Source organism: Neptuniibacter sp. CAU 1671 (assembly GCF_029222905.1).
Taxonomy (GTDB): domain Bacteria; phylum Pseudomonadota; class Gammaproteobacteria; order Pseudomonadales; family Balneatricaceae; genus Neptuniibacter.
The window spans coordinates 172,137-193,596 of record NZ_JARHUE010000005.1 but is presented as its reverse complement, the minus strand read 5'-3'; the positions used below and the strand labels follow the sequence as shown (position 1 = coordinate 193,596).

The window sequence follows — 21,460 nt, the reverse complement described above, 5'->3', positions numbered from 1 at the left end:
TCTCCCGCGGCTATCCTGCGGCCTGAAAGTGGCCCCTGATCTTCGACCGTTGCATGGGTCAGCCCCCCACTGTATTTGTCCTGCGTGGGGCTGATACCCGGTTGAAAATTTCGTCAAGCAGGCTGGCGCAGAGGCAGCAGATAACTGGCGATGAACAGCAGTAACGCGATCACCACTACAGAGGGACCTGCTGGCGTATCTCCGTACCAGGAGAGCAGCAGTCCGCCAGTGACAGCAAGGCAGCCACAGACGGCGGCGCCAATCGCCATCTGTTCCGGCGAACTTGCGACCCGACGCGCAGTGGCGGCGGGGATAATCAGCAGGGATGTAATCAGCAGCAGGCCGACAATCTTCATCGCAATGGCGATGACCATCGCGATCAGCAACATCAGACTCAGGCGAATGCGGCCTACTTTCACGCCCTCTACCTTGGCCAGTTCTTCATTGATGGTGATGGCCAGCAGGGGTTGCCAGAGTTTGTACAGCAGCAACAGGACCAGCGCGCCGCCACCGTAAATCCACAGCAGTTGCTGAGGACCGATCGCCAGCAGATCACCAAACAGGTAGGCCATCAGATCCAACCGAATCTCCAGCAGAGCAACCGCGACCAGACCCAGAGAGAGCGCGCTGTGTGCCATGATGCCAAGCAATGTGTCTGTTGCGATCAGATGCTGACGTTGCAGGCTCACCAACAGCAGGGAGAGACCAACACAGCAGGCAATGATGGCCAGGTTAAGATTGATCTCCAGCAGGAACCCCAGTGCTACCCCCAGCAGGGCAGAATGAGCCAGGGTGTCGCCAAAATACGCCATGCGGCGCCAGACAACGAAGGCGCCGAGTGGTCCGGCAATCGCCGCCACCCCAAGCCCGCCGATCAGGGCGTAAATCAGAAAGCTGTCCATCAGTGATGCTCGCAGTTGTGGCTGGTAACAATATCGCCGTGCACATTGTGCCGGTGATTGTGCTGGTGGTTATATATGGCCAGTTGCTCAGCACCGCGCGGGCCAAACAGCTCCATAAATGCCGGGTCATTGGTCACATGCTCAGGATGACCGGAACAGCAGACATGCTGGTTAATGCAGACCACATGATCGGTCGCCGCCATCACCAGATGCAGGTCATGGCTGATCATTACCACGCCGCAGCCACGCTGATCCCGAATTCGCTCGATCAGGCTGTAGAGCTCAAGCTGACCGTTGATGTCGACGCCCTGTACCGGTTCATCCAATACCAGCAGTTCCGGGTCGCGCAACAGGGCGCGAGCCAGCATTACTCGTTGCATCTCGCCCCCGGACAGGTCATGTATCGACTGTTTCCAAAGGTTCTGAGCACCCACATCGGATAGAGCAGAACGCATTTTACTTTTATCCCGACACTGACTGGTCTCCAGAAAACGTTTTACCGTCAGCGGAAAGGTTTTATCGATCTGCAATTTTTGTGGCATATAGCCAATGCGCAGTCCCGGTTGTTGCCAGACAACGCCGCTGGTGGGTTGCTGCAGGCCCAGCAGCACACGGACCAGGGTGGTTTTGCCTGCGCCATTGGGACCAATCAGGGTAGTGATGCAACCGCGATGAAACTCTACGGTCACCTGTTGCAGTACCTGAGTGCTGCCGAACTGCAGATTGATATTGCTCAGTGTGGCCAAGGGTTCGTGGCTATGACTCATGACTGCGATTCCTGACAATGCTGACACAGGCCCAAAACCTCAAGCGCCTGCTGTTGAGGCAGAAATCCCATTGTTTCAGCCTGGTGCTGGATCTGTCGGGTCACCGCCTGCATATCCATTTCCTGCGTATTACCGCACTGCCGACAGATCAGAAAAGAGCATTGATGCTTTGCACCGGGATGCGGGCAGCCGATAAAGGCGTTGAGCAGCGCAATGCGGTGTACCAGTCCCTGTTCCTGCAGAAACTCCAATGCCCGGTAGACCGTGGGTGGCGCCGAATTGAAACCTGCTGCCGACAGGGTGGGCAACAACTCATACGCTCCCAGAGGTTTATGGCTCTGCCAGATGGTTTTGAGTACCAGCTCGCGAATCGGCGTCATGCGCAGTTTGCGTTCCTGACATAGCTGACGGGCTTTGGCCAGGGCCGATTGGCGACAGGCGCTGTGGTTATGGTCCGGGTCGAAGGCCACATGCTCTGAACTCATGAGACTGTCCTGAAGGGAGTGAGATGTTATATTATAACTGTAAATTTTCCGGAGTGCCTGCCTTGATCCGTCGCCTGTGTGTTTTGTTCTGTCTGCTGAGTCCTGCTCTGATGGCAGCGCCGCTTAATGTGGTGGCGTCCATTCGCCCTTTGCAACTGATTGCCGACAGCCTGGTCGAGGGGCTGGGTGAAACAACGGCGCTGATACCGGCAGGCAGTTCGCCTCATCACTTTGCCCTGAAACCCTCTCAGTTGAAGCTGATTCAGAATGCAGATCTGGTGCTTTGGGTGGGGCCGTCGCTGGAACCTTTTTTAGACCGTCCGCTGTCGAGTCGAAAAACGCTTCAGCTACGCTGGATTGAGCATGAGGCGGGCGAGCACAAGGATGAAGCCCACAGTCATGCCGGACATGATCACGCCGGCGAGGATCCGCATGTCTGGCTCGATCCTGACGCTGCGATGGGATACGCACAGCGCCTCAAAACGATGCTGCTTGATCTTCGCCCCCATGACAGTGTGGTGATCGAAGCTAACTTTCAACGTTTCAAAGAAGCACTGGCACAGGCGGATGCCGAAAACAGAGACAACCTGACCCCCCTGCAGGCGGTCGGTTTTGTGGTATTTCATGACGCCTTTAACCGTCTGGTCAGCCACTACGGTCTGAATCAGGTGGCCTATCTGACACTGGAACCGGGGCTGCCACCCGGCGCGCGTAAAACAGCAGAGATCAGACGGCTGCTGTCGAGTGGTGAAGCGCGCTGTATTTTCATTGAGCCGCAATTTGAGGCCGCGTTGATTAACCGGTTGATTGCTGACCTGCCGGTGACTTCTGTAACGCTGGATCCGCTGGCCAGTGATCTGGATTCAGCTTTGGGTTATCCCGGTTTTCTGCGGCATTTGGGTGAGGCGATCCGACAGTGCCTTGGCGAAAATAATATCAACCCGAAATGATCATTGATTGTAGGGCTGTTGGGGCCTGTGGTGTGAAAAAATAAATGATTCACAGGCTTCACAAAGGGTTTTTTGCTCTATATAATGCGCCCCACTTTCGACGCAGATGTGGTGGAATTGGTAGACACGCTAGCTTCAGGTGCTAGTGCCTTCACGGGCGTGGGAGTTCGAGTCTCCCCATCTGCACCATCCCTCGGTTTTCCGGGTATGGTGCAACGAAAGAACAGGCCGCTGATCCTGTATAAATCAGACTGATACGCAGATGTGGTGGAATTGGTAGACACGCTAGCTTCAGGTGCTAGTGCCTTCACGGGCGTGGGAGTTCGAGTCTCCCCATCTGCACCAATCCTGAAAAATTCTTCTCCAGATTTTCATTAACCTGTTCTGATCTAAGTGCTATCCTTCGCACTAAAGCCAGTGATATTAAGTCTCTGTTCCTGAGGACTTATTTCCTGAAAAATCCCGGATTCTGAATATCTTGAGTAATATGTCCAGCGAAATGCTATTCGCCCGGCAGCCGGTCTTTGACCGACAGCTTGAAACCTTTGCTTACAGTTTGCGTCTGGCGCATCCGGATCTTCCATTATTGGAACAGCCGCCCGAACCAGATACCTGTAACGATCTGTTTATCGATTCCTGCTGCAGTTTGCTGGAGCAGGGGCAGCTGCGTGTTTTGCCTGCCATCATTACCATCTCACTGGATTGGCTGAGAACGGCTCAGGTGCCGGGCGTAGTGCCGGAACGACTGATACTTGAATTAAAACTGGCGGAGCCAGATCAACTCTCGGCCGATGACCTGTATCGTCTTAAAAAGCTGTCAGAAAAAGGCTATCGCCTGATGGTGGCGGCGGACGTTTCACAGCATCTGAGGGCCTTGGCTGATATTATCAAGCTGGATCTGCAGCGGTTTTCCCTGTCGGCCTTAACCAAATACGTGCAGTCCAATCGCGAAGGTGACGCTGAGTTGCTGGTTTGTGGCATCAACAGCTATCCGGATTATGAAGCCTGTACCGCCCTGGATGTGTCTTTGGTGCAGGGCAATTTCTTTGCCCGTCCCAAACCGGTTAATGGTCGTCGCCTGAGCCTGCAGGAAACGGTCATGCTGCAGTTGATTGCTGAAGCACATGATCCGGAGACTTCACCTCAGTCACTGGAAGAGCTGATCAAGCGTGATCCGGCGCTGGTGGTGGGGTTGCTTAAACTGGTTAACTCGGCGGTATTCCGTGGTCAGCGGCAGATTAACAGTATCAAGGAAGCCATTATCCTGCTGGGTATGAACGAGCTCAGGAAGTGGCTGCTACTGTTTTCAGTCAGTCGTTATCAGAATAAACCTCAGGAACTGATGCGGTTGCTGCTGACCAAGGCCAGAATGAGTGAACAGCTAGCACAGGAGAGTCGTTCTGTGGAGCCGTCAATGGCATTCCTTGCGGGGGTGATCTCCGGTCTGGATGCTCTGCTGGATATCGAACGTGATGAATTGCTGCCGCAGTTACCCATCTCGCTTGAAGTTAAGCGGGCAGTGAACGGTGGCAGTGGTGAACTGGGCAAATTGCTGGCTCAGGTTCAGGCGTATTGTGACGGTGACTGGTCTGTGATGAACGGGGACGAATTGAAGGATTCCTTTTTACCGGCACACCAGGAAGCACTGAATTGGTGCAATCAGGTGATGGGATCTCTCTAAATCTTTACCGTTTCTTTATTAGAACTCTCGAATATTTGTGGGTAGAGTTATCTCATGCTGTCTTCTAACGGCTACAATCCATAATAAGAATGAACGGAGAGTAAGATGCGCATGAGAAAAAAACGGGATCTATCCATACGGCTTTTACTGGTTTTGTTTTTTGGGCTGTCTGTTTCGGTTGTGTCTGCCAACCCTCTGGCGGGCGAAAAAACGGTCTATCTGTTGGATAAGTCCGGTGCTGAAATTGCGGTGGGTTCGGTAACCTTCAAGCCAGCCGATGGTGCCAGCCAGTACAGCCTGCACATGGATCACGCCAGGTTCAAAGACTATTTTCTCTCCATGAAGGAGATGAAATGCCTTGAGGGGCCTGAGCTCTGGTGTCACCTGCCGTATCCCTATGAACAGCCTCACCGTGTCACTGCCGATAACCTGAGCTGGCTGGAACATGACTTGTTGTTCATGTTTAAACAGCCGGATGAGTTTGGTGCTAATTTCTGGAACGGTATCTACTACAACATGCGTGTAGAAGATGGAAAAATTCTGGGTACCGCTGAGGCAATAGACCTTAACCTGCTCGCCTCTCCACCAGCAGATCTGAATGTCCCGCCCCTGAATGAAAACCTGCGTGACCCCATAGAGCGTAAACAACGCTGGTTACCTGATCTGGTTATCCGTTAACAGATCGCTCCCCTCTCTGAGCAGGTATTCCGGGCCGATCCCGCAGTACCTGCAGTTACAATCTTTCCTCTTGCTCGGATGCCTCTTTTCGGTGCGCAGAATGCTGCGGGCGCGAAATTTTACCTTTTTTAGTGCATTTAAAATACATCTTTAGATCCTGTGTAAGTATGTGTCTTGTATATATAAGAGCATGTTTTTAATGGGTATTTTAAATTAACAAATACTAATATATATCTTTTGGCAAATCTTTTGCTCTGCTCTGATTGTGTATTTATTGAACGATCTTAGAGCTGGATATGAACATGCAGGCGGTTGCCACTACCACATCTGAAGTGACCTCAGTCCGTTGGGATGAGGCGATCATTATTGTGGGAGCAGGCCCGGTAGGTTTCCGTTTTATTCAGGAGTTGCGCAAACGTAAACCGGATGTGCCGGTGATTCTGTTTGGCAACGAACCCTACCAGCCCTATGACCGTGTCAGGCTCAGCTCGTTATTGGCAGGTCAGGACAGCAGCAATAACCTTTTGCTGCCGCTGGATGAGCTGGATAAGGATCCGGCCTTCCAGTTTATCTGTGCTGACATCGCCAGCATCGACCGCGAACTCAAATGCGTGGTTGATGCTCAGGGTACAGCCTATCGCTACTCCAAACTGGTTCTGGCGACCGGTTCCAGAGCCCATGTGCCGCATATGGATGGGGTTGATCTGGATAATGTCTTTACCTTCCGTAACATGCGCGATGCCGAGCGGCTGAAAGCACGTACCACCCGCAGTAAAGATCTGGTGGTCGTGGGTGGAGGCCTGCTGGGTCTTGAAGCGGCCCGGGCACTGCAGTGCAACCTGATTAATATCACCTTGGTTCAGCAAGCCTCGCGCATTATGAATCAGCAGCTCGATGATGAAGCGGCGGTACTGCTCCAGAGACGTCTTGAAGCCATGGGTATCCGTATTGTTACCGGCGCGGGCGTCAAAGGTGTGATCGGTAATGGCAAGACCGAAGGCGTCGCCCTACGTAACGGTGAGGTGATTGCCTGCGATACCGTACTGTTGTCAGCGGGCATCCGACCCAACATTGAGCTGGCACGTAAGGCCTGGCTGAGTGTTGGACGTGGCATTCGAGTCAACGATCAGCTCTGCACCAGTGACCCGAATATCTACGCCATTGGTGAATGCGCCGAACATAACGAAAAAATATATGGCCTGGTGGCCCCCGGTTTTGAACAGGCCGCCATCGCTGCAGATCATATCTGTCAGGGTGACAGCCGCTATCTGGGTTCACACAGTATTGCTCGCCTGAAAGTGGTGGGCGTACCCGTGTTCAGCATGGGTGATGTACATGATGATCAGCCCAATGATCCAAAAAAATCGATTGTCTGGCAGGGTGAACAGGGCTGTTATCGCAAACTGATTTTGAAAGGCCGTCGTCTGGTAGGTGCCATGGCGGTAGGAGAGTGGAGTGAAATCCCCCGCATTCAGGAGCTGATTACGCACCAGCGGATATTGATGCCTTGGCATACACTCAGCTTCCGTATGCGCGGCTTTCTCTGGAATCCCTCTACCGCCAACAACCCTCTTGCCTGGCCTGAGTCCGCCATTATCTGTAACTGCAAGCAGGTGACCCGCGGTCAGTTGAGCGTGGCGATGGAGAGTGGCTGCTGTTCTGTGGCGGCGCTGGGCGAAGCGACCGGCGCGGCAACCACCTGCGGTAGCTGTAAGCCCCTGGTGCAACTGATGGTGGGCACGGCTGAAAAGGCTCAGCCAGAAACCGATCGCAACAGCCTGGTGGTCACCGGACTGGGTGTGCTGGCTGCGGTACTGGCGTTTTTGCTGGTGCCGGGGCTGGAGGTCAGTCAGTCGGTGCAGCAGCCACTGCGCCTTGATCTGATCTGGAATGATGGTCTGTTCAAACAGATCTCCGGTTTTACTTTGCTGGGGCTGACAGTGATTGGTTTGCTGATGTCACTGAAAAAGCGTAGCAGTCTGTTGCGCTTTGGCAGCTTTAAGCTCTGGCGCAATCTGCACACCATTTTGGCCCTCGTCTGTCTGCTGACACTGCTGGTGCATACCGGATTTCATGCCGGACAGCAGCTGAATCAGTGGCTGCTGATCAACTTCCTGGCGCTCAGTCTGCTGGGTGTCGTCGTCAGTCTGATCATTGGCTGGCAATACAAATTCAGCCCCGGATTGGGGCAAAAGCTACGTTCGTTTGGCTTCTGGGGCCATTTATTACTGACCTGGCCGCTGCCGGTGCTGCTCAGTTTCCACATTCTCAGCGTGTATTACTTCTAAGGGGTATTGATGAGTCGCAAGCTGTCCATCTGGCTGATCTGGTTAACGCTCTGTGCAGGGCTTGCCGGTCTGTTGGGCTATGAAATGCTCGCTAAGCCGGAGAAACCCAGTTTTCTGATTGGCCCAACCACCCATGGTCATTATCAGATCGAACTCAGTTGCGATACCTGCCACACCGACCCGTTTGGCGGTAAAGAGCTGCTGCATGATGCCTGCATGGGCTGTCACGAGCAGGAGCTGAAAGATGCCCATGACTCGCACCCGCGCAAGAAATTTACCGACCCACGTAACGTCGACCGGCTGGAAAAAATCAACGCCACCAACTGCGTGAGCTGTCACGGTGAACATAAACAACATCAGACCTTCGCCATGGGTGTGACCCTGCCGGAAGACTTCTGTTACGAATGCCATCAGGAGGTTGCCAAGGACCGTCCGAGTCATGAAGGCATGGGTTTTGATACCTGTGCCAGTGCTGGCTGCCATAACTTCCATGACAACCGCGCCCTGTATGAAGACTTCCTGTTAGCAAATCAGTCCGGCCCCATGGTGAAAGCTATGGCTCAGGTACTGGCGCGCAGTGGTACTCAGGATATTAAACGTAAAGAGCCTCTTTCTCTGGCGCAGGCGGATGCCGACGCAGCCCATGAGATTGTTGAGGGCTGGAGTCTGAGTGGTCATGCCGAAGCCGGTGTGAACTGTACTGATTGTCATTCCACCACCGGCGTCTGGCAGGACGATCCTGGTGTAGCCAGTTGCAGCAGCTGTCATGAAAACGAGGAATCAGGCTTTCTCGCTGGGAAACATGGTATGCGCCTCAAGGCGGGCCTGGGCAAGATGTCACCTGCCCTGGCCCGGCTGCCTTTCAAAGCCGATGCGGACCAGAGCGGTCTGGACTGCGCCAGTTGCCACGATGCTCACCAGCCAGATCTGAAAGTTGCGGCGGTGGAGTCTTGCCAGAGCTGTCATGACGACGATCACAGTCGTAATTATGCCGATTCTCCCCATGCCTCGTTGTGGCAGAAAGAGCTGGCCGACGAGCTGCCAGCCGGCAGCGGTGTGACCTGTGCAACCTGTCATATGCCGCGTGAAGCACATAAAGCCTTTGGCAAGGTGACTGTGCGTGTTGAGCACAACCAGAACATGAATCTGCGCCCGAATGAAAAGATGGTGCGAAGCGTATGTATGGACTGCCACTCACTGGCGTTCAGTCTGGACGCACTGGCAGATCAGACATTGATTATGAACAACTTTAACGGAAAACCCGGAAGCCATATTCCGTCAATCGACATGGCCGTGGCCCGGGATAGAGAAAAGAAAGATCGATAAAACTACAACTCAACTCAACTTGAGAACGGAGTGTTTAAGATGCTGAAAAAATCAATTATCTGCGCGGCCCTGGTGGCAACCCCTTTGATTCTGACTGGCTGCCAGGATGAGCCCAAAGCGGTGGGTATCAAACCCGAGTTGTACACTGACTCGCTGTTTGCCGTGATGAAAGCGGATCGTACCAACTACACCAAGCTGATCATCAAACGCCTTGGCCCTGCCGGTGCGAATGCCATTGCGCCTAAAGAGCATTGGCAGGATCTGGAAAACGGTGCGCCACTGCCAGCACAGATGTTCCGTGCCGGTGCTGAGGCTGTTGCCGAAATGACCGATGACTTCACTTACTCGCTGCAGTCGCTGTGGCCAATCAACTCACAGAATGCGCCACGTACCGAGATGGAAAAACAGGGTCTTGAGTACATCGCAGCTAACCCTGGCAAAAACTTCTACGGCGAAGAAAAGCTGGGTGATACCACTTACTTCACTGCGGTATATCCGGACGTTGCGGTAGCGACCCCATGCGTAACCTGTCACAACGAGCACAAAGACAGCCCGCGTACTGACTTCAAAATCGGTGAAGTTATGGGTGGTGTCGTGATTCGTGTGCCACTGGGTGGCTAATTAACCACGGAGAAACAGGATGAAAAACACAGCCCGAATCGGAAGCCTCGCACTGTTGCTCGCGTTGACGGGCTGTGACGGAGGCGATGGCCCAGCAGCTACGCTCTCCCCTGCGTTGCAGAAAGGAGAGCAGATTGTCACCGCTACCTGTTTCGCCTGCCATGGTCAGGGCATCAACGGTGCCCCGATCATTGGCAACAATAAAATGTGGGGTAAACGGGTCGTACAGGGCCGGGATGTACTGGTGCAACATGCCATCAATGGCTATCAGCTGATGCCAGCCAAGGGTGGTAATACTGATCTTACTGACGAAGAAATCGGCTATGCCGTGGACTACATGTTGTCCCAGCTAGAAGCCCGATAAAGGAGCCTGATATGTGCAGTTTCATGAATAAACTCAAAGGGTTGTTTTCCGGTAAAGAGGAAGCAAAACCAAGCTTGTATGAGCGTCTGGGCGGCCAGCCTGCGGTGGATGCAGCCGTGGATATCTTCTACCGCAAAGTGCTGGCGGATGACCGTATCAGTCACTATTTCGACAGCGTTGATATGGATGGCCAGATCGTTAAACAGAAAGCGTTTCTGACCATGGTGTTTGGTGGTCCTAACAATTACAGCGGTAAAGATCTGCGTGAAGGCCACAAGCATCTGACCGGTCTGAACGACACCCATTTTGATGCGGTGGTTGAGAATCTGGCAGCTACCCTGACCGAGCTGGGTGTGGGTGGTGATGATATCGGTGAGATTGCCGGTATTGCTGAAAGCGTACGCGACGACGTACTGAATCGATAATCGAGGATTCCCATGAGCAGTTTATACGAGCAACTGGGTGGTGAAGCTGCTGTGGACGCTGCGGTAGATATTTTCTACCGCAAAGTCCTGGCCGATGACCGCATCAGTCATTATTTCGATACCGTCGACATGGACGAACAGGCTGTTAAGCAGAAAGCCTTTCTGACCATGGTGTTTGGCGGTCCCCATAACTACACCGGCAAAGACATGCGTGAAGGTCACAAGCATCTGAAAGGGCTGAACGACACCCATTTTGATGCAGTGCTGGAAAATCTGGCAGCCACGCTCACCGAGCTGGGTGTCGGTACAGATAAAATCGAACAGATCGCTGCCATTGGCAACAGCGTGCGCGACGACGTGCTGAATCGCTAGGAGATTTGCATGGCGACGGTACAGTTTGAAGACAGTATGGTGAGTGTGGCATCCGGCAGTAATCTGCTGGAAGCCCTGCTGCATGCCGGGCACGATATTCCTAATGCCTGTCGGGCGGGCGCATGTCAGAGCTGCATGATGCAGGTGCTGGATGGTGAACTGCCCGCCGCTGCCCAACAGGGGCTGAAAGCAACACAAAAAGCACAGGGTTACTTTCTGGCCTGCTGCTGCGAGCCGCAAACGCACCTTAAGGTGCAGCGCAACCCCGCCAGTCAGTCGGTTTGTGCAGTGGTGGTGGACAAACAACTGCTGCCGGGTCGGGTACTGAGATTACGGTTAAGCAGTGAGCTGGATTATCGTTCGGGTCAGTTTGTAAATCTGGTGCGCGAAGATGGTTTAAGCCGTGCCTATTCCCTGGCCAGCGTGCCAGAACTTGAACCTGAGCTGGAAGTGCAGATCCGAATCCATGACGACGGTCAGTTCAGCCAGTGGGCTTTGAATGATTTGGCGGTGGGTGATTCGCTTAAAGTGCAGGGTGCTTTTGGCGACTGTTTTTACACCTCTGAAAATATGCAACAACCCCTGCTGTTGGCGGGTACAGGTACCGGTCTTTCTCCCCTGTATGGCATTGTGCGTGATGCGCTGCGTCTGGGGCATGATGGCCCTATTCACCTGTTTGCCGGTGCGCGGGTGGCTGATGATCTTTATCTGGATAAAGAGCTTAAATCGCTGGCTTCAGCCTACAGGAATTTTACCTATACCCCGGTGGTGCTGGAGGCTGAAATACAGCCTGATGGCATCGAAGTGGGGGATATCAATCAGATTATGAAAGCGCACTATCCCGATACCAAAGGGATGCGCGCCTATTTCTGCGGCTCACCCGAACGTGTGCAAAAGTTACGTAAGCAGACGTTTCTGGCCGGTGCCAGCATGCAGGATATTCACTGTGACCAGTTCACTCCCTCAAGTCAGGCGGTGGCAGCCTGACTTGTCCAAAGCCGGCGTTCGCCGGCTTTTTATTTTGCGTCGCAGTAAAAACGGCACAAAACCTGCAACAGCTATAATCACCTGAATAAGGAGTGATTGATCCGAATTTGTGCACATTATTGGTGCAATGAGGCGGATCACCCAATGTTGCAATGTCACAGCGTCAGAAAACCTTTGATTATCTGGTCTTTACCGACCTTGATGGTACCCTGCTCGACCATCACAACTACAGCTTCGCCCCGGCTGTAACGACCCTGCGGTTGCTTGCAGAGCAGCAGGTACCTGTGATTCCCGTCACCAGCAAAACCCGCGCTGAACTACTGCCGCTGCGTGCCCAGCTGCAGAATGAACACCCTTTTGTGACCGAAAATGGCGCCGCGGTGTTTATTCCCAAAGGCTATTTCCCTCTGTGCCCTCAGGGTTGTGAAGAGGCGGAGGCATTCTGGGTAAAGCCCTTTTCCCGGTCGGTTGAGATATGGCAGCCCCTGCTGCAGCGGCTTAAAACCGAATTTAAAGATGAGTTTGTGCTGCTGAGTGAACTCACCGTCGAACAATTGGTTCAGTTGACCGGCCTGAATCCGGAGCAAGCCCGGTTGGCGCAACAGCGTGAATACAGTGAGCCTGTTCACTGGCTGGGAGACGAGAAGCGCCGCGTAACGTTTATCGAGGCACTTGCTGCAGAGGGTATTGAACCGCTGCAGGGTGGCCGTTTTCTGCACCTGGTGGATCAGTGTGATAAGGGAAAGGCACTGCAGTGGCTGACCCGCTGTTATCAGGCCTATCAACCCAAACACCCTTTGCTGACGGTGGCCGCCGGCGACAGTCAGAATGATATTGCCATGCTGCAGGCGGCTGACAGGGCGTTGCTGGTGCGTTCGCCCGTCCATGCGCCACCACAACTGTTTTCAAGTACCCCGTTTATCTTAAGTGAACACTGTGGGCCGGCGGGCTGGGCGGCGGGTATCCGTCAGCTATTGTCCCTGTCCGCAGACTGAAATGATTGAAATGCTGAGGAGATGTTATGGCCGATTTTTACCAGAATGGCATTATCACGACCCTGCATAACCTGTCACAAAGGCCGTTGGAAGAACTGGAATCCGAACTGGTGCGTTTCAGTCGGCAACGCCCGATGGCGCTGATTCTGCCATCGTTGTATTCCGAGCTGGAAGGTCCGGCACTGGGCCCGATTGTTGAGCAGCTGAAAGCCGTGCCTTACCTGTCCGAAATTGTGATCGGTCTGGATATGGCGGATGAAAAGCAGTATCGCTATGCGCTGGAGTTTTTTGGCGGCTTGCCGCAGCCGCATCGTATTCTCTGGAATGATGGTCCACGGCTGAAGGCGCTGGATGCGGAACTGCAGGCATTGGATCTTGCGCCCCGCGAGCGGGGCAAAGGCCGCAACGTCTGGTACTGCATGGGTTATATGCTGGCCACCGGCCGAGCGGAATCTATCGCCCTGCATGACTGTGACATCGTGACCTATAACCGAGAGATGCTGGCGCGGTTGATTTATCCCGTAGCTAATCCGCAGTTTAACTATGAGTTCTGCAAAGGTTTTTATGCCCGGGTAGCGGATGGCAAGATCAATGGCCGTGTCTGCCGCCTGTTGGTGACGCCACTGCTGCGTGCGCTGAAGCGAATTTTCGGTGAACTGGATTATCTGCAGTATATGGACAGCTTCCGCTATTCGCTGTCCGGCGAGTTTTCGTTCCGTCGCGATGTACTGAGTGACCTGCGCATTCCCAGTGACTGGGGGCTTGAGATCGGTGTTTTGTCCGAAGTGCACCGTAACTTCGCCAATAACAGGCTCTGTCAGGTGGACATCGCTGACCGTTACGACCACAAGCATCAGGATCTGTCGAAAGACGATGATGGCGGTGGCCTTTCCAAGATGTCCATCGACATCACCAAGGCGTTGTTCCGCAAGCTGGCCACTCAGGGCCACACGTTTAATACGGAAACCTTCAGAACGCTCAAGGCCACCTATTACCGGATTGCCCTCGATTTTATAGAGACCTACCATAACGATGCAGTGATGAATGGCCTGTCGCTGGATATCCATGCGGAAGAGGAAGCGGTGGAGATGTTTGCCCGCAATATCATGAAAGCGGGTGATGCGTTCCTGACCAATCCGATGGAGAAACCCTTTATCCCCAGTTGGAACCGGGTTGCCAGTGCCATGCCAGACGTGTTTGACCGATTGATTGAGGCGGTGGAGGCTGATTACCAGCAGTACAGCCGCTAAGGGGTGACGATGACAGCCGCCAGTGAGCAGCTCAGGTTTCAGCTGAAGACCCACCTGCAGGTGATATACAGCGGGGTGTTGGCGCCAGAGCAGTTGGAACCACTGACAGACAGCCTGATTGAGTTGATGCGGCTTGAGCAGGTTGAACAGCAGCCTGAACCGGGCAAAAACCACTGGGATCAGCAGGATGTGGTGCTGATCAGCTACGGCGATACCCTGCTGCAGCCGGATGAACGACCGCTGCATACCCTGCATCGGTTTATGGATGAATATACTGACGGGCTGATCAACAGCCTGCATATCCTGCCTTTTTTCCCGTTCAGCAGTGATGACGGTTTTGCCGTGCAGGATTTTTTCGCTGTGCGTGAAAGTCTGGGTGACTGGCAGGATATTCAGTCGATTGCCGAACGTTACCGGCTGATGGCCGATCTGGTGATCAATCATGGCTCCAGCGACAGTGAGTGGTTCCGCAATTTCCTGGCTGACCGTGAGCCGGGGCGTAATTTCTACTTCACCACTGACCATGAGCAGGACCTTTCTGAGGTGGTTCGCCCAAGGACCAGCCCGTTACTGCGTACAGTTGAAACCAATAACGGCCCGCGCCATGTCTGGTGCACCTTCAGCCATGATCAGGTGGACTTTGATTTTCGTAATCCGGAACTGTTGAAGATGATGGTGCGGATAGTGCGGTTCTATCTGGATCAGGGGGTGAAGATCTTCCGGCTGGATGCGGTGGCTTTTCTCTGGAAAATTCCGGGGACCAGCTGTCTTAATCTTGAGCAGACCCATGAAGTGGTGCGTCTGTTACGCAGTCTGATTGAATACGCCCGGCCTGATGCGGTGATCATCACTGAAACCAATATCCCCAGCCGGGAAAACCTCTCCTATTTTGGTAACGGCAACGAAGCGCACTGTGTGTATAACTTCTCTTTGCCACCGTTGCTGGTCTACACCCTGATCAGTGGCGACAGCCATTATCTGAAGCAATGGCTGATGGCGATGCCGCCGGCACAGGATGGCACCGCGTTCTTTAACTTTATTGCTTCCCATGATGGCATCGGCCTGCGACCGCTGGAAAATCTGCTGACTGAGGCCGAAGAGCAGAAACTGATTGAAACCATGCAGCAGTTTGGCGGTGAAATTTCGTGGCGCAGCCTGAATGAAGGTCTGTCACGCCCTTACGAAATCAATATTTCGCTCTATGATGCCCTGCAGGGTACGCAGGAGGGACCGGACCAGTACAACGAAGACCGGTTTATCTGCGCCCATGCCATCATGCTGGCGCTGGAAGGTATCCCTGCCATCTATATTCAGAGCCTGCTCGGTTCGCATAACGATTATGCCCGTATGGCCCGCACCGGGCATAACCGCTCCATCAATCGCAGCCAGTGGCAGTATGAGACCATCAGGACGCGGCTTGATGATGCCGACTCGCATCACCATCGGGTGTTACACCGCCTTAAGCACCTGCTGCGCATTCGTACCCGTCAGCCAGCATTTCACCCCAATGCGACCCAGTTCACCCTGCATCTGAGCAGCCAGCTGTTTGGTTTCTGGCGGCAAAGCCCGAACCGCCAGCAGAGTATTTTCTGTGTTGCCAATATCAGCCATCGTCAGGCCGAGCTGCGCCTGGCGGACCTGAATCTGGTGAATACCCAGGACTGGTCTGATCTGCTCTGCGGGGTTGAATATCCGGATCTGCATGCCGTGATCAGCATGGAACCCTACCAGACGGTGTGGCTCAGTAATCGGTCAGATCTTTGATTTTCCTTGATTTTAAAACGAAATTCAGGCTCCATTGAGGTTGATCATGCCGCCACCAGCAGGCGGGCGTGAAAGGAATAAACCGTAACTGCGTACTCTGTCGCACGGTTGGATTTATGGACAATCGCTTTACCCGAAAACGTCTGCTGCTGATCTTCACCCTCACCGCGCTTGTTGCGGCGCTCTTCTGCTATTGGGCTGGCAGCCTCTATTATCGGGGAACTCGTCTTAACGAAAACTGGAATCAATACAGCCGTAATGTTGAAGCGGCGTCAGAGTCCCTCAGCCAGCTCAACAGAAATCTGGGTTATGGCGGTTTTATCTACCACTTCAATAACTATCTGCTGTACCGCAATGAACGCAGTGCCGTCTCGCTCCAGCAGTCCCTGAACAACAGTTTTGATTCCCTGCAAGCGTTGGAGCGTCTGCTGACGGAGAGTGCTGATCTGGCGGCGTTGAAGCAGATAGACCTGACCCTGAGGCAATATGAAGACAAATTCCGATTATTGCGGGACTTTGTCTCCAACGGTGAGCCGATTGAAGATGTTGCACCGCTGGTCAGGGTAGATGATCAGGCCGCTATTCAAAGCCTTAACCTGTTACAGCTCAACCTTCAGCAACGATACTGGCAGACCCACGATGCTTCAGAGCGCGATCTGAGGGCATTCAACCATCTTCTGTTTCTGGGCATGATCGGTCTGGTGCCACTGGTAGTGTTTGCGGTGTTTCATTCCCTGATGCTGAAACGTCTGATCAACGCCAGTTTTGACCTCGAAGAGGCGCGGCAGGATAACGAGTCGCTGCTGGAACAGCTGCCCGATGCCATTCTGGCGGTGGATGCCGAGGGGAATATTGTGCGGGCCAACGAAATGGCTGCACAGCTTACCGGATTCAGCCTGCAGGAGCTGACCGCAATGCGGGTCGAAGAGCTTCTGCCCAAACGTTTCCGGCAGGAACACGCCTTATTTCGAGAAACCTATGAGGCCTCGCCGCATAACCGGGTGATGGCTCAGGGCCGGGCGGTCAAAATCCGGATGGCGTCGGGGCAGGAACGTGATGTGGCAATCAATTTGAGCCATATCAACCTGCAGGATGGAGATGTCAGCATTGCGGCCATGCGTGATGTCACTGACCAGAAACTGGCGCGCGAAGCGCTGGAAGATGCCAAACGGCGAATGGAGTTGGCATCTTCGGCGGCCGGATTTGGTATCTGGGACTGGAACCTTGTGACCAATCGGGTGTTCTGGGATACCCGGATGCTGGAGATGTTTGGCGTTGATGCCGCCAGCTTTGATCAGGATTTTCGTAGCTGGCAGGCGGCGATTTATCCGGCCGATGCCAGCCGGGTAGAGCAGGCGCTGATGCAGGCTCAGGAGGGGGTTCAGCCGCTATCAACCGAGTACCGGATATTGCGTCCGGGCGGCGATGTGCGGTTTGTGCAGATGCTCGGCAAGGTGGTGCGGGATGCCTCGGGTGCTCCCGTCCGCATGACCGGGGTGCATATGGATATGACGCGGCAGAAAGAGAGTGAGGCGCTGCTGCAACGTGCCAGGGCGGATGCCGAAGCGGCCAGTCAGGCCAAGACCGATTTCCTCGCTAACATGAGTCACGAGATTCGCACCCCCATCAACGGTGTGCTGGGTATGGCGCAGCTACTGCTGGACTCTTCGCTGGATACAGAGCAGCGCATGCTGGCGAAAACATTACAGCAGAGCGGCGAGTCGCTGCTGAACATTATCAACGATATTCTCGATTTCTCGCGGATTGAAGCGGGCAAACTGCAGCTGGATCAGGTGCCATTCGACCTGTCAAAACTGCTGGCGGAACTGGCGCAATTCTTCTCGGTGCAGGCCAGCGAGAAAAATCTCGAATTTGTCTGCCCGGCCAACCCGGTATCCGCGGTCAGGCTGATGGGTGACCCATCCCGTATCCGGCAGATCCTGACCAATCTGGTGGGTAACGCGCTGAAATTTACCCGTAAGGGTTCTGTCGCGGTGTTTGTAGATCTGTTTGAACAGAATAACGGCCTTACCGAAGTGCGCTTCAGTGTCAGGGATACCGGTATTGGCATGAGCAATGAACAACGCCGGAAATTGTTTGATCGTTTTTCGCAGGCCGATAATTCGACTACCCGACGTTATGGTGGCACCGGCCTTGGCCTGGCGATCAGTCTGGAGCTGGTCTGTCTGATGGACGGTGAGATTGGTGTTAACAGTGAGGCGGGACAGGGGTCCGAGTTCTGGATCTCGGTGCCACTGCGGCATCTGTCGGACAGCAGTGAACTGCGGGTCAAGCTGCCGGATACCCGGATGCTGCTCCTGTCAGATAAAACCATTACCTCGGACTACCTTGAGCAGCTCTGTCGGTCATGGGATTGCGGCTACCAACAGGTGACTGATACCGCAGACGCTGTAACCCTGTTGCAGAACGAGGCCTATTCCGAGCAACCATTTAATGTATTGCTGGTGGACAGTGATATTCCGCTGGCCCAATTGCAGCAGTTGGGTGAGATGCTGACACATGAGCCTGCCTACCGCGGACTGCGTCGCTATCTGATGACCGGCATGCGGATTCAGAGTGCTGCTCGACAGGTATTGGCCAGTTACTTTGATGGTTTTATCAGTCTGCCGTTGGTGGAAGAGTCGTTATATCCACTGCTTGCCGGTGAGACAGCCCTGTCTGATGTAGAACCGGAAACGGCTGTTGAGGTTGATGACCCGGTTGCACGGTTTACTGGTCGGGTGCTGCTGGCCGAAGATAATCTGACCAACCAGAAGGTGGCCCGACTGATGCTTGAACGATTGGGCTTGCAGGTGGATATTGCGGGCAATGGCACCGAAGCTGTCAGCGCACTGGCAGAAAAATCCTACGATCTGGTACTGATGGATTGCCAGATGCCGGATATGGATGGTTATGAGGCAACCCGGCTGATTCGCAGTCCGACATCCACAGCACTGAATCGGGCGATTCCCATTATTGCGATGACGGCCAACGTCATGAACAACGAGCGCCAGCGTTGCCTGGACACCGGCATGAACGACTTTATCAGTAAGCCGGTTGATATCCTGCATCTGCGCACAGTGCTGGAGAAATGGCTGCATCCGGAGCGGCCGCAGACGACGATGATCCTCCCGGCGGTTGAACCGGTTGAAGAACTGCAGAGCGATGCCGATAGCAAATTGTTGTGGGATAGCTCCGCACTGGAACGTCGAATGCAGGGGGATCGGGTGATGGTGGATGCCGTTATCGAAACCTTCCTGCTGGATATGCCGGTGCAGTTGCAGCGTTTGTCCGAACAGGTCAGGTGTTCGGATACACAGTTGTTGAGTGCGCAGGCACACAAGATCAAAGGCGCCGCATGGAATATAGGCGCTGCGGCAATGGGTGAACTTGCTTATGCCATGGAGCAGGCAGGTTCGCATGAGGACATGGAGCTAGTCCGACAGTTATGGCCTGAGCTGGAAGAGAGTTTTATTCAGCTGAAACATAGACTCGAGGAACGAGCCAGTGAAACTTCTGATCGCGGATGATGATGCAACCTCCCGCACCATACTGATGATGCTGGCCAGAGAGTGGGGCTTTGAGCCTGTTCTGGCTGAAGACGGATTGGCCGCCTGGGATGCGATGCAAACCGATGCACCACCCACGCTATTGCTGCTTGACTGGGAAATGCCCGGTCTGAATGGCGTGGAGCTCTGTGCCAGAATTCGCAGCCAGTTCCGGGATAATCCACCCTATATCATTCTACTGACCTCAAGAAACCGGGTTGAAGATGTGGTGGCAGGTCTTGATCAGGGCGCCAATGACTATATTGCCAAACCCTTTGAAAATGCCGAGCTGCATGCGCGCATCCGGGTGGGGCGGCGTCTGCTGCAGATGCAGGAAGATCTGAAAATTGCCAATGCCAATCTGGCCTACCGTGCCGACCATGATGATCTGACCGGCCTGTATAACCGACGTGCCATCTATGAGGGTATCCCCGTCGAGCAGGCTCGTGCGGCGAGACAGGGTGAGGCCTTCTGCATCGCCCTGTGTGATGTGGACTTTTTCAAGAAGGTGAACGACACCTACGGTCATTCGGCGGGTGATCAGGTTCTGAAAGAGGTGGCTAACCGGCTCTGTGATACCCTGCGGCCCTATGACCTCATTGGCCGCTATGGCGGTGAGGAGTTCATGATTGTGCTCAGTACCTCCCGCAGCCAGATTTGTAACCTGTTCGAACGATTACGCAATCAGGTGGCTTCCATTCCATTTCAGCTTGAAAATACCCAGATCAATGTCACGCTCAGTACCGGTATCTGTATTGTTGATCCTGAACAGTCTGCTCTAACCGTAGACCAGCTGGTCTCACTGGCCGATGAAGCTCTCTATAAAGCAAAAGCCGATGGCCGTAACTGCACCATGGTGATCTCAGGCAACACCCAGGATCAGACTGAGTGCTGCACCGAGCGGCTCTGAAGATCGGTGGCGTCTGCCACCGGCTGTTCAGGCTTAAAGCGATTGCAACGCGGCAGAAAGTCCACGCAAAGAGAAGGTAATGTGCGTTATCTGGTTACGCAACGGTGTGACGCCGACTTTCAGGTCGCCTCCTTGTTTGAGTTTTTCAAACAAATCGTCACCCTCCAGCAACAGGTGACAGCCGGATTTGCTGCAAAATTTAAAGCCTTTTTTCACGGCGGGCTGATCATCAATCTGTAGCAGCGCCTGTGCCTCAAGATCCAGCATCAGAGGCACGACAATCTCCATCATCAGCTGACCATCATTGGGTTTGCGCACCGCTGTAAATACGCCAATCACGCCGCCTTCGTCATTGGTGACTGCGTGACGCGCCAGGCAGCGTTTTTCCTGAACGTTTTCCTGCGTACCACAGATAATTTGCCAGTCACGGATGGAGGTGGTTTCAGTGGCAGCGAGGCTGAGACTGCTGATACTCAAAAACAGCAAGGTCAGCAGTGACGAGAAGCAGGACAGTCGTTTTTTCATTTTGATCTTCCATGATGTTATAAACCGGGTAAAAAAATTCCGGTGTTCACCTTAACTTTTCAAACTGCATGTTGGCAACTGTGGTTCAGTTGGATGGTCGTGTGCACCTCTGAAACAGCTTGCGGCGTTGCACAAATGGGCTACAGTGAATAGGGCCTGTCAGGATCAGCCAGGTCGCTTCCCCCTAATACAAATGAGGATGTAAGGATGAAAAAAGTCCTGTTGGCTTTTGGTTTCAGTCTACTGGCGGCACAGGCTGCAATCGCAGCAGAAGCACCTGAGGGTGCAAAAGCCTATATTGTTTCTCCAGCGGATGGTGCAACCGTACCCTCTACTTTTACCGTCGTGTTTGGTTTGTCTGGCATGGGTGTTGCGCCGGCTGGCACAGACAAAGCCAACACAGGGCATCACCACCTGATTATTGATGGCGAGTTGCCGGATATGATGATGCCGATGGGCAAAGACGTGAAACACTTTGGTGGCGGTCAGACCGAAACCACTTTGACGCTGGAACCGGGTACCCATACCCTGCAGCTATTGCTGGGTGATATGGCACATGTGCCGCACAATCCTCCGGTGATGTCTGAGAAGATTACCATTACCGTTGAATAAGCGACGGGGA

Annotated in this window: 20 protein-coding genes and 2 tRNA genes; 18 read left to right on the top strand and 4 right to left on the bottom strand. The window is 53.8% G+C overall.

All coding sequences use genetic code 11. The features are described from left to right. Positions 1 to 113: 113 nt before the first annotated feature. Genes znuB through P2G53_RS10535 form a run of 3 tightly spaced genes read right to left on the bottom strand, consistent with a single transcriptional unit; the run spans position 114 to position 2,154 of the window. Positions 114 to 902: a zinc ABC transporter permease subunit ZnuB gene (znuB, locus tag P2G53_RS10545; RefSeq protein ID WP_275816976.1), complete on the bottom strand. Its 789-nt coding sequence runs from the start codon at positions 900 to 902 to the stop codon at positions 114 to 116. Next, the gene (gene znuC, locus P2G53_RS10540) at positions 902 to 1,669 is read right to left on the bottom strand and encodes a zinc ABC transporter ATP-binding protein ZnuC (RefSeq protein WP_275816974.1); all 768 of its coding nucleotides are present in this window, start codon (positions 1,667 to 1,669) and stop codon (positions 902 to 904) included. Before znuC ends, znuB begins: the two co-directional genes overlap by 1 nt. Continuing rightward, entirely contained in the window at positions 1,666 to 2,154 is a 489-nt protein-coding gene (locus P2G53_RS10535) for a Fur family transcriptional regulator (RefSeq protein WP_275816972.1), read from the bottom strand. The genes znuC and P2G53_RS10535 overlap by 4 nt, the downstream gene beginning before the upstream one ends. A gap of 62 nt (positions 2,155 to 2,216) precedes the next feature. Between P2G53_RS10535 and P2G53_RS10530 the strand changes: the two genes are divergently transcribed. From P2G53_RS10530 to P2G53_RS10450, 17 genes are all read left to right on the top strand, one after another. Further along, positions 2,217 to 3,104 carry a zinc ABC transporter substrate-binding protein gene (locus tag P2G53_RS10530; RefSeq protein ID WP_275816970.1) on the top strand — a complete coding sequence of 296 codons (888 nt, stop codon included), beginning with the start codon at positions 2,217 to 2,219 and terminating at the stop codon, positions 3,102 to 3,104. Between the two features lie 102 nt (positions 3,105 to 3,206). Continuing rightward, positions 3,207 to 3,293 (top strand) — tRNA-Leu (locus P2G53_RS10525). 69 nt (positions 3,294 to 3,362) lie between these two features. Continuing rightward, a tRNA-Leu gene (locus tag P2G53_RS10520) sits at positions 3,363 to 3,449 on the top strand. Between the two features lie 142 nt (positions 3,450 to 3,591). Next, positions 3,592 to 4,785, top strand: coding sequence for an HDOD domain-containing protein (locus tag P2G53_RS10515; protein WP_275817148.1), 1,194 nt, complete (start codon positions 3,592 to 3,594; stop codon positions 4,783 to 4,785). A 105-nt stretch (positions 4,786 to 4,890) separates the two neighbouring features. Then, positions 4,891 to 5,463: a hypothetical protein gene (locus P2G53_RS10510; protein ID WP_275816968.1), complete on the top strand. Its 573-nt coding sequence runs from the start codon at positions 4,891 to 4,893 to the stop codon at positions 5,461 to 5,463. Positions 5,464 to 5,765: 302 nt separating this feature from the next. Continuing rightward, on the top strand, positions 5,766 to 7,751 hold the full coding sequence (locus tag P2G53_RS10505) for an FAD-dependent oxidoreductase (RefSeq protein WP_275816966.1): 1,986 nt from the start codon (positions 5,766 to 5,768) through the stop codon (positions 7,749 to 7,751). A gap of 9 nt (positions 7,752 to 7,760) precedes the next feature. Next, positions 7,761 to 9,077: a cytochrome c3 family protein gene (locus tag P2G53_RS10500; protein ID WP_275816963.1), complete on the top strand. Its 1,317-nt coding sequence runs from the start codon at positions 7,761 to 7,763 to the stop codon at positions 9,075 to 9,077. Between the two features lie 39 nt (positions 9,078 to 9,116). Next, positions 9,117 to 9,698 (top strand): DUF3365 domain-containing protein, encoded by a 582-nt coding sequence (locus P2G53_RS10495; protein WP_275816961.1) that lies wholly within the window; start codon positions 9,117 to 9,119, stop codon positions 9,696 to 9,698. Positions 9,699 to 9,717: 19 nt separating this feature from the next. After that, complete coding sequence (locus P2G53_RS10490) at positions 9,718 to 10,062, top strand: c-type cytochrome (RefSeq protein WP_275816959.1); 345 nt, start codon at positions 9,718 to 9,720, stop codon at positions 10,060 to 10,062. 11 nt (positions 10,063 to 10,073) lie between these two features. Beyond that, the gene (locus P2G53_RS10485; protein WP_275816957.1) at positions 10,074 to 10,487 is read left to right on the top strand and encodes a group 1 truncated hemoglobin; all 414 of its coding nucleotides are present in this window, start codon (positions 10,074 to 10,076) and stop codon (positions 10,485 to 10,487) included. A 12-nt stretch (positions 10,488 to 10,499) separates the two neighbouring features. Then, the gene (locus P2G53_RS10480; RefSeq protein ID WP_275816955.1) at positions 10,500 to 10,859 is read left to right on the top strand and encodes a group 1 truncated hemoglobin; all 360 of its coding nucleotides are present in this window, start codon (positions 10,500 to 10,502) and stop codon (positions 10,857 to 10,859) included. Between the two features lie 9 nt (positions 10,860 to 10,868). Next, positions 10,869 to 11,846, top strand: coding sequence for a 2Fe-2S iron-sulfur cluster-binding protein (locus tag P2G53_RS10475; RefSeq protein ID WP_275816954.1), 978 nt, complete (start codon positions 10,869 to 10,871; stop codon positions 11,844 to 11,846). 152 nt (positions 11,847 to 11,998) lie between these two features. Continuing rightward, a complete protein-coding gene (locus P2G53_RS10470; protein ID WP_275816952.1) occupies positions 11,999 to 12,841 on the top strand; it encodes an HAD-IIB family hydrolase in 843 nt (280 codons plus the stop codon). A 26-nt stretch (positions 12,842 to 12,867) separates the two neighbouring features. Next, positions 12,868 to 14,091 carry a glycosyl transferase gene (locus tag P2G53_RS10465; RefSeq protein ID WP_275816950.1) on the top strand — a complete coding sequence of 408 codons (1,224 nt, stop codon included), beginning with the start codon at positions 12,868 to 12,870 and terminating at the stop codon, positions 14,089 to 14,091. Between the two features lie 9 nt (positions 14,092 to 14,100). After that, entirely contained in the window at positions 14,101 to 15,855 is a 1,755-nt protein-coding gene (locus tag P2G53_RS10460) for a sugar phosphorylase (protein WP_275816948.1), read from the top strand. Positions 15,856 to 15,923: 68 nt separating this feature from the next. After that, positions 15,924 to 19,385 carry a response regulator gene (locus P2G53_RS10455; RefSeq protein WP_275816946.1) on the top strand — a complete coding sequence of 1,154 codons (3,462 nt, stop codon included), beginning with the start codon at positions 15,924 to 15,926 and terminating at the stop codon, positions 19,383 to 19,385. Further along, complete coding sequence (locus P2G53_RS10450) at positions 19,363 to 20,313, top strand: diguanylate cyclase (protein ID WP_275816944.1); 951 nt, start codon at positions 19,363 to 19,365, stop codon at positions 20,311 to 20,313. The genes P2G53_RS10455 and P2G53_RS10450 overlap by 23 nt, the downstream gene beginning before the upstream one ends. A gap of 33 nt (positions 20,314 to 20,346) precedes the next feature. Here the strand turns inward: P2G53_RS10450 and P2G53_RS10445 are convergent, their stop codons facing one another. Further along, positions 20,347 to 20,838 carry an invasion associated locus B family protein gene (locus P2G53_RS10445; protein ID WP_275816942.1) on the bottom strand — a complete coding sequence of 164 codons (492 nt, stop codon included), beginning with the start codon at positions 20,836 to 20,838 and terminating at the stop codon, positions 20,347 to 20,349. 207 nt (positions 20,839 to 21,045) lie between these two features. Between P2G53_RS10445 and P2G53_RS10440 the strand changes: the two genes are divergently transcribed. After that, positions 21,046 to 21,450, top strand: a complete 405-nt coding sequence (locus P2G53_RS10440; RefSeq protein ID WP_275816940.1) for a DUF4399 domain-containing protein — start codon at positions 21,046 to 21,048, stop codon at positions 21,448 to 21,450. Positions 21,451 to 21,460 lie beyond the last annotated feature (10 nt).

Coding starts and splice junctions, on each gene's coding strand:
- znuB (WP_275816976.1), bottom strand. CDS start 902: ATGGACAGCTTTCTGATTTACGCCCTGATCGGCGGGCTTGGGGTGGCG.
- znuC (WP_275816974.1), bottom strand. CDS start 1,669: ATGAGTCATAGCCACGAACCCTTGGCCACACTGAGCAATATCAATCTG.
- P2G53_RS10535 (WP_275816972.1), bottom strand. CDS start 2,154: ATGAGTTCAGAGCATGTGGCCTTCGACCCGGACCATAACCACAGCGCC.
- P2G53_RS10515 (WP_275817148.1), top strand. CDS start 3,592: ATGTCCAGCGAAATGCTATTCGCCCGGCAGCCGGTCTTTGACCGACAG.
- P2G53_RS10510 (WP_275816968.1), top strand. CDS start 4,891: ATGCGCATGAGAAAAAAACGGGATCTATCCATACGGCTTTTACTGGTT.
- P2G53_RS10505 (WP_275816966.1), top strand. CDS start 5,766: ATGCAGGCGGTTGCCACTACCACATCTGAAGTGACCTCAGTCCGTTGG.
- P2G53_RS10500 (WP_275816963.1), top strand. CDS start 7,761: ATGAGTCGCAAGCTGTCCATCTGGCTGATCTGGTTAACGCTCTGTGCA.
- P2G53_RS10495 (WP_275816961.1), top strand. CDS start 9,117: ATGCTGAAAAAATCAATTATCTGCGCGGCCCTGGTGGCAACCCCTTTG.
- P2G53_RS10490 (WP_275816959.1), top strand. CDS start 9,718: ATGAAAAACACAGCCCGAATCGGAAGCCTCGCACTGTTGCTCGCGTTG.
- P2G53_RS10485 (WP_275816957.1), top strand. CDS start 10,074: ATGTGCAGTTTCATGAATAAACTCAAAGGGTTGTTTTCCGGTAAAGAG.
- P2G53_RS10480 (WP_275816955.1), top strand. CDS start 10,500: ATGAGCAGTTTATACGAGCAACTGGGTGGTGAAGCTGCTGTGGACGCT.
- P2G53_RS10475 (WP_275816954.1), top strand. CDS start 10,869: ATGGCGACGGTACAGTTTGAAGACAGTATGGTGAGTGTGGCATCCGGC.
- P2G53_RS10470 (WP_275816952.1), top strand. CDS start 11,999: ATGTCACAGCGTCAGAAAACCTTTGATTATCTGGTCTTTACCGACCTT.
- P2G53_RS10465 (WP_275816950.1), top strand. CDS start 12,868: ATGGCCGATTTTTACCAGAATGGCATTATCACGACCCTGCATAACCTG.
- P2G53_RS10460 (WP_275816948.1), top strand. CDS start 14,101: ATGACAGCCGCCAGTGAGCAGCTCAGGTTTCAGCTGAAGACCCACCTG.
- P2G53_RS10445 (WP_275816942.1), bottom strand. CDS start 20,838: ATGAAAAAACGACTGTCCTGCTTCTCGTCACTGCTGACCTTGCTGTTT.
- P2G53_RS10440 (WP_275816940.1), top strand. CDS start 21,046: ATGAAAAAAGTCCTGTTGGCTTTTGGTTTCAGTCTACTGGCGGCACAG.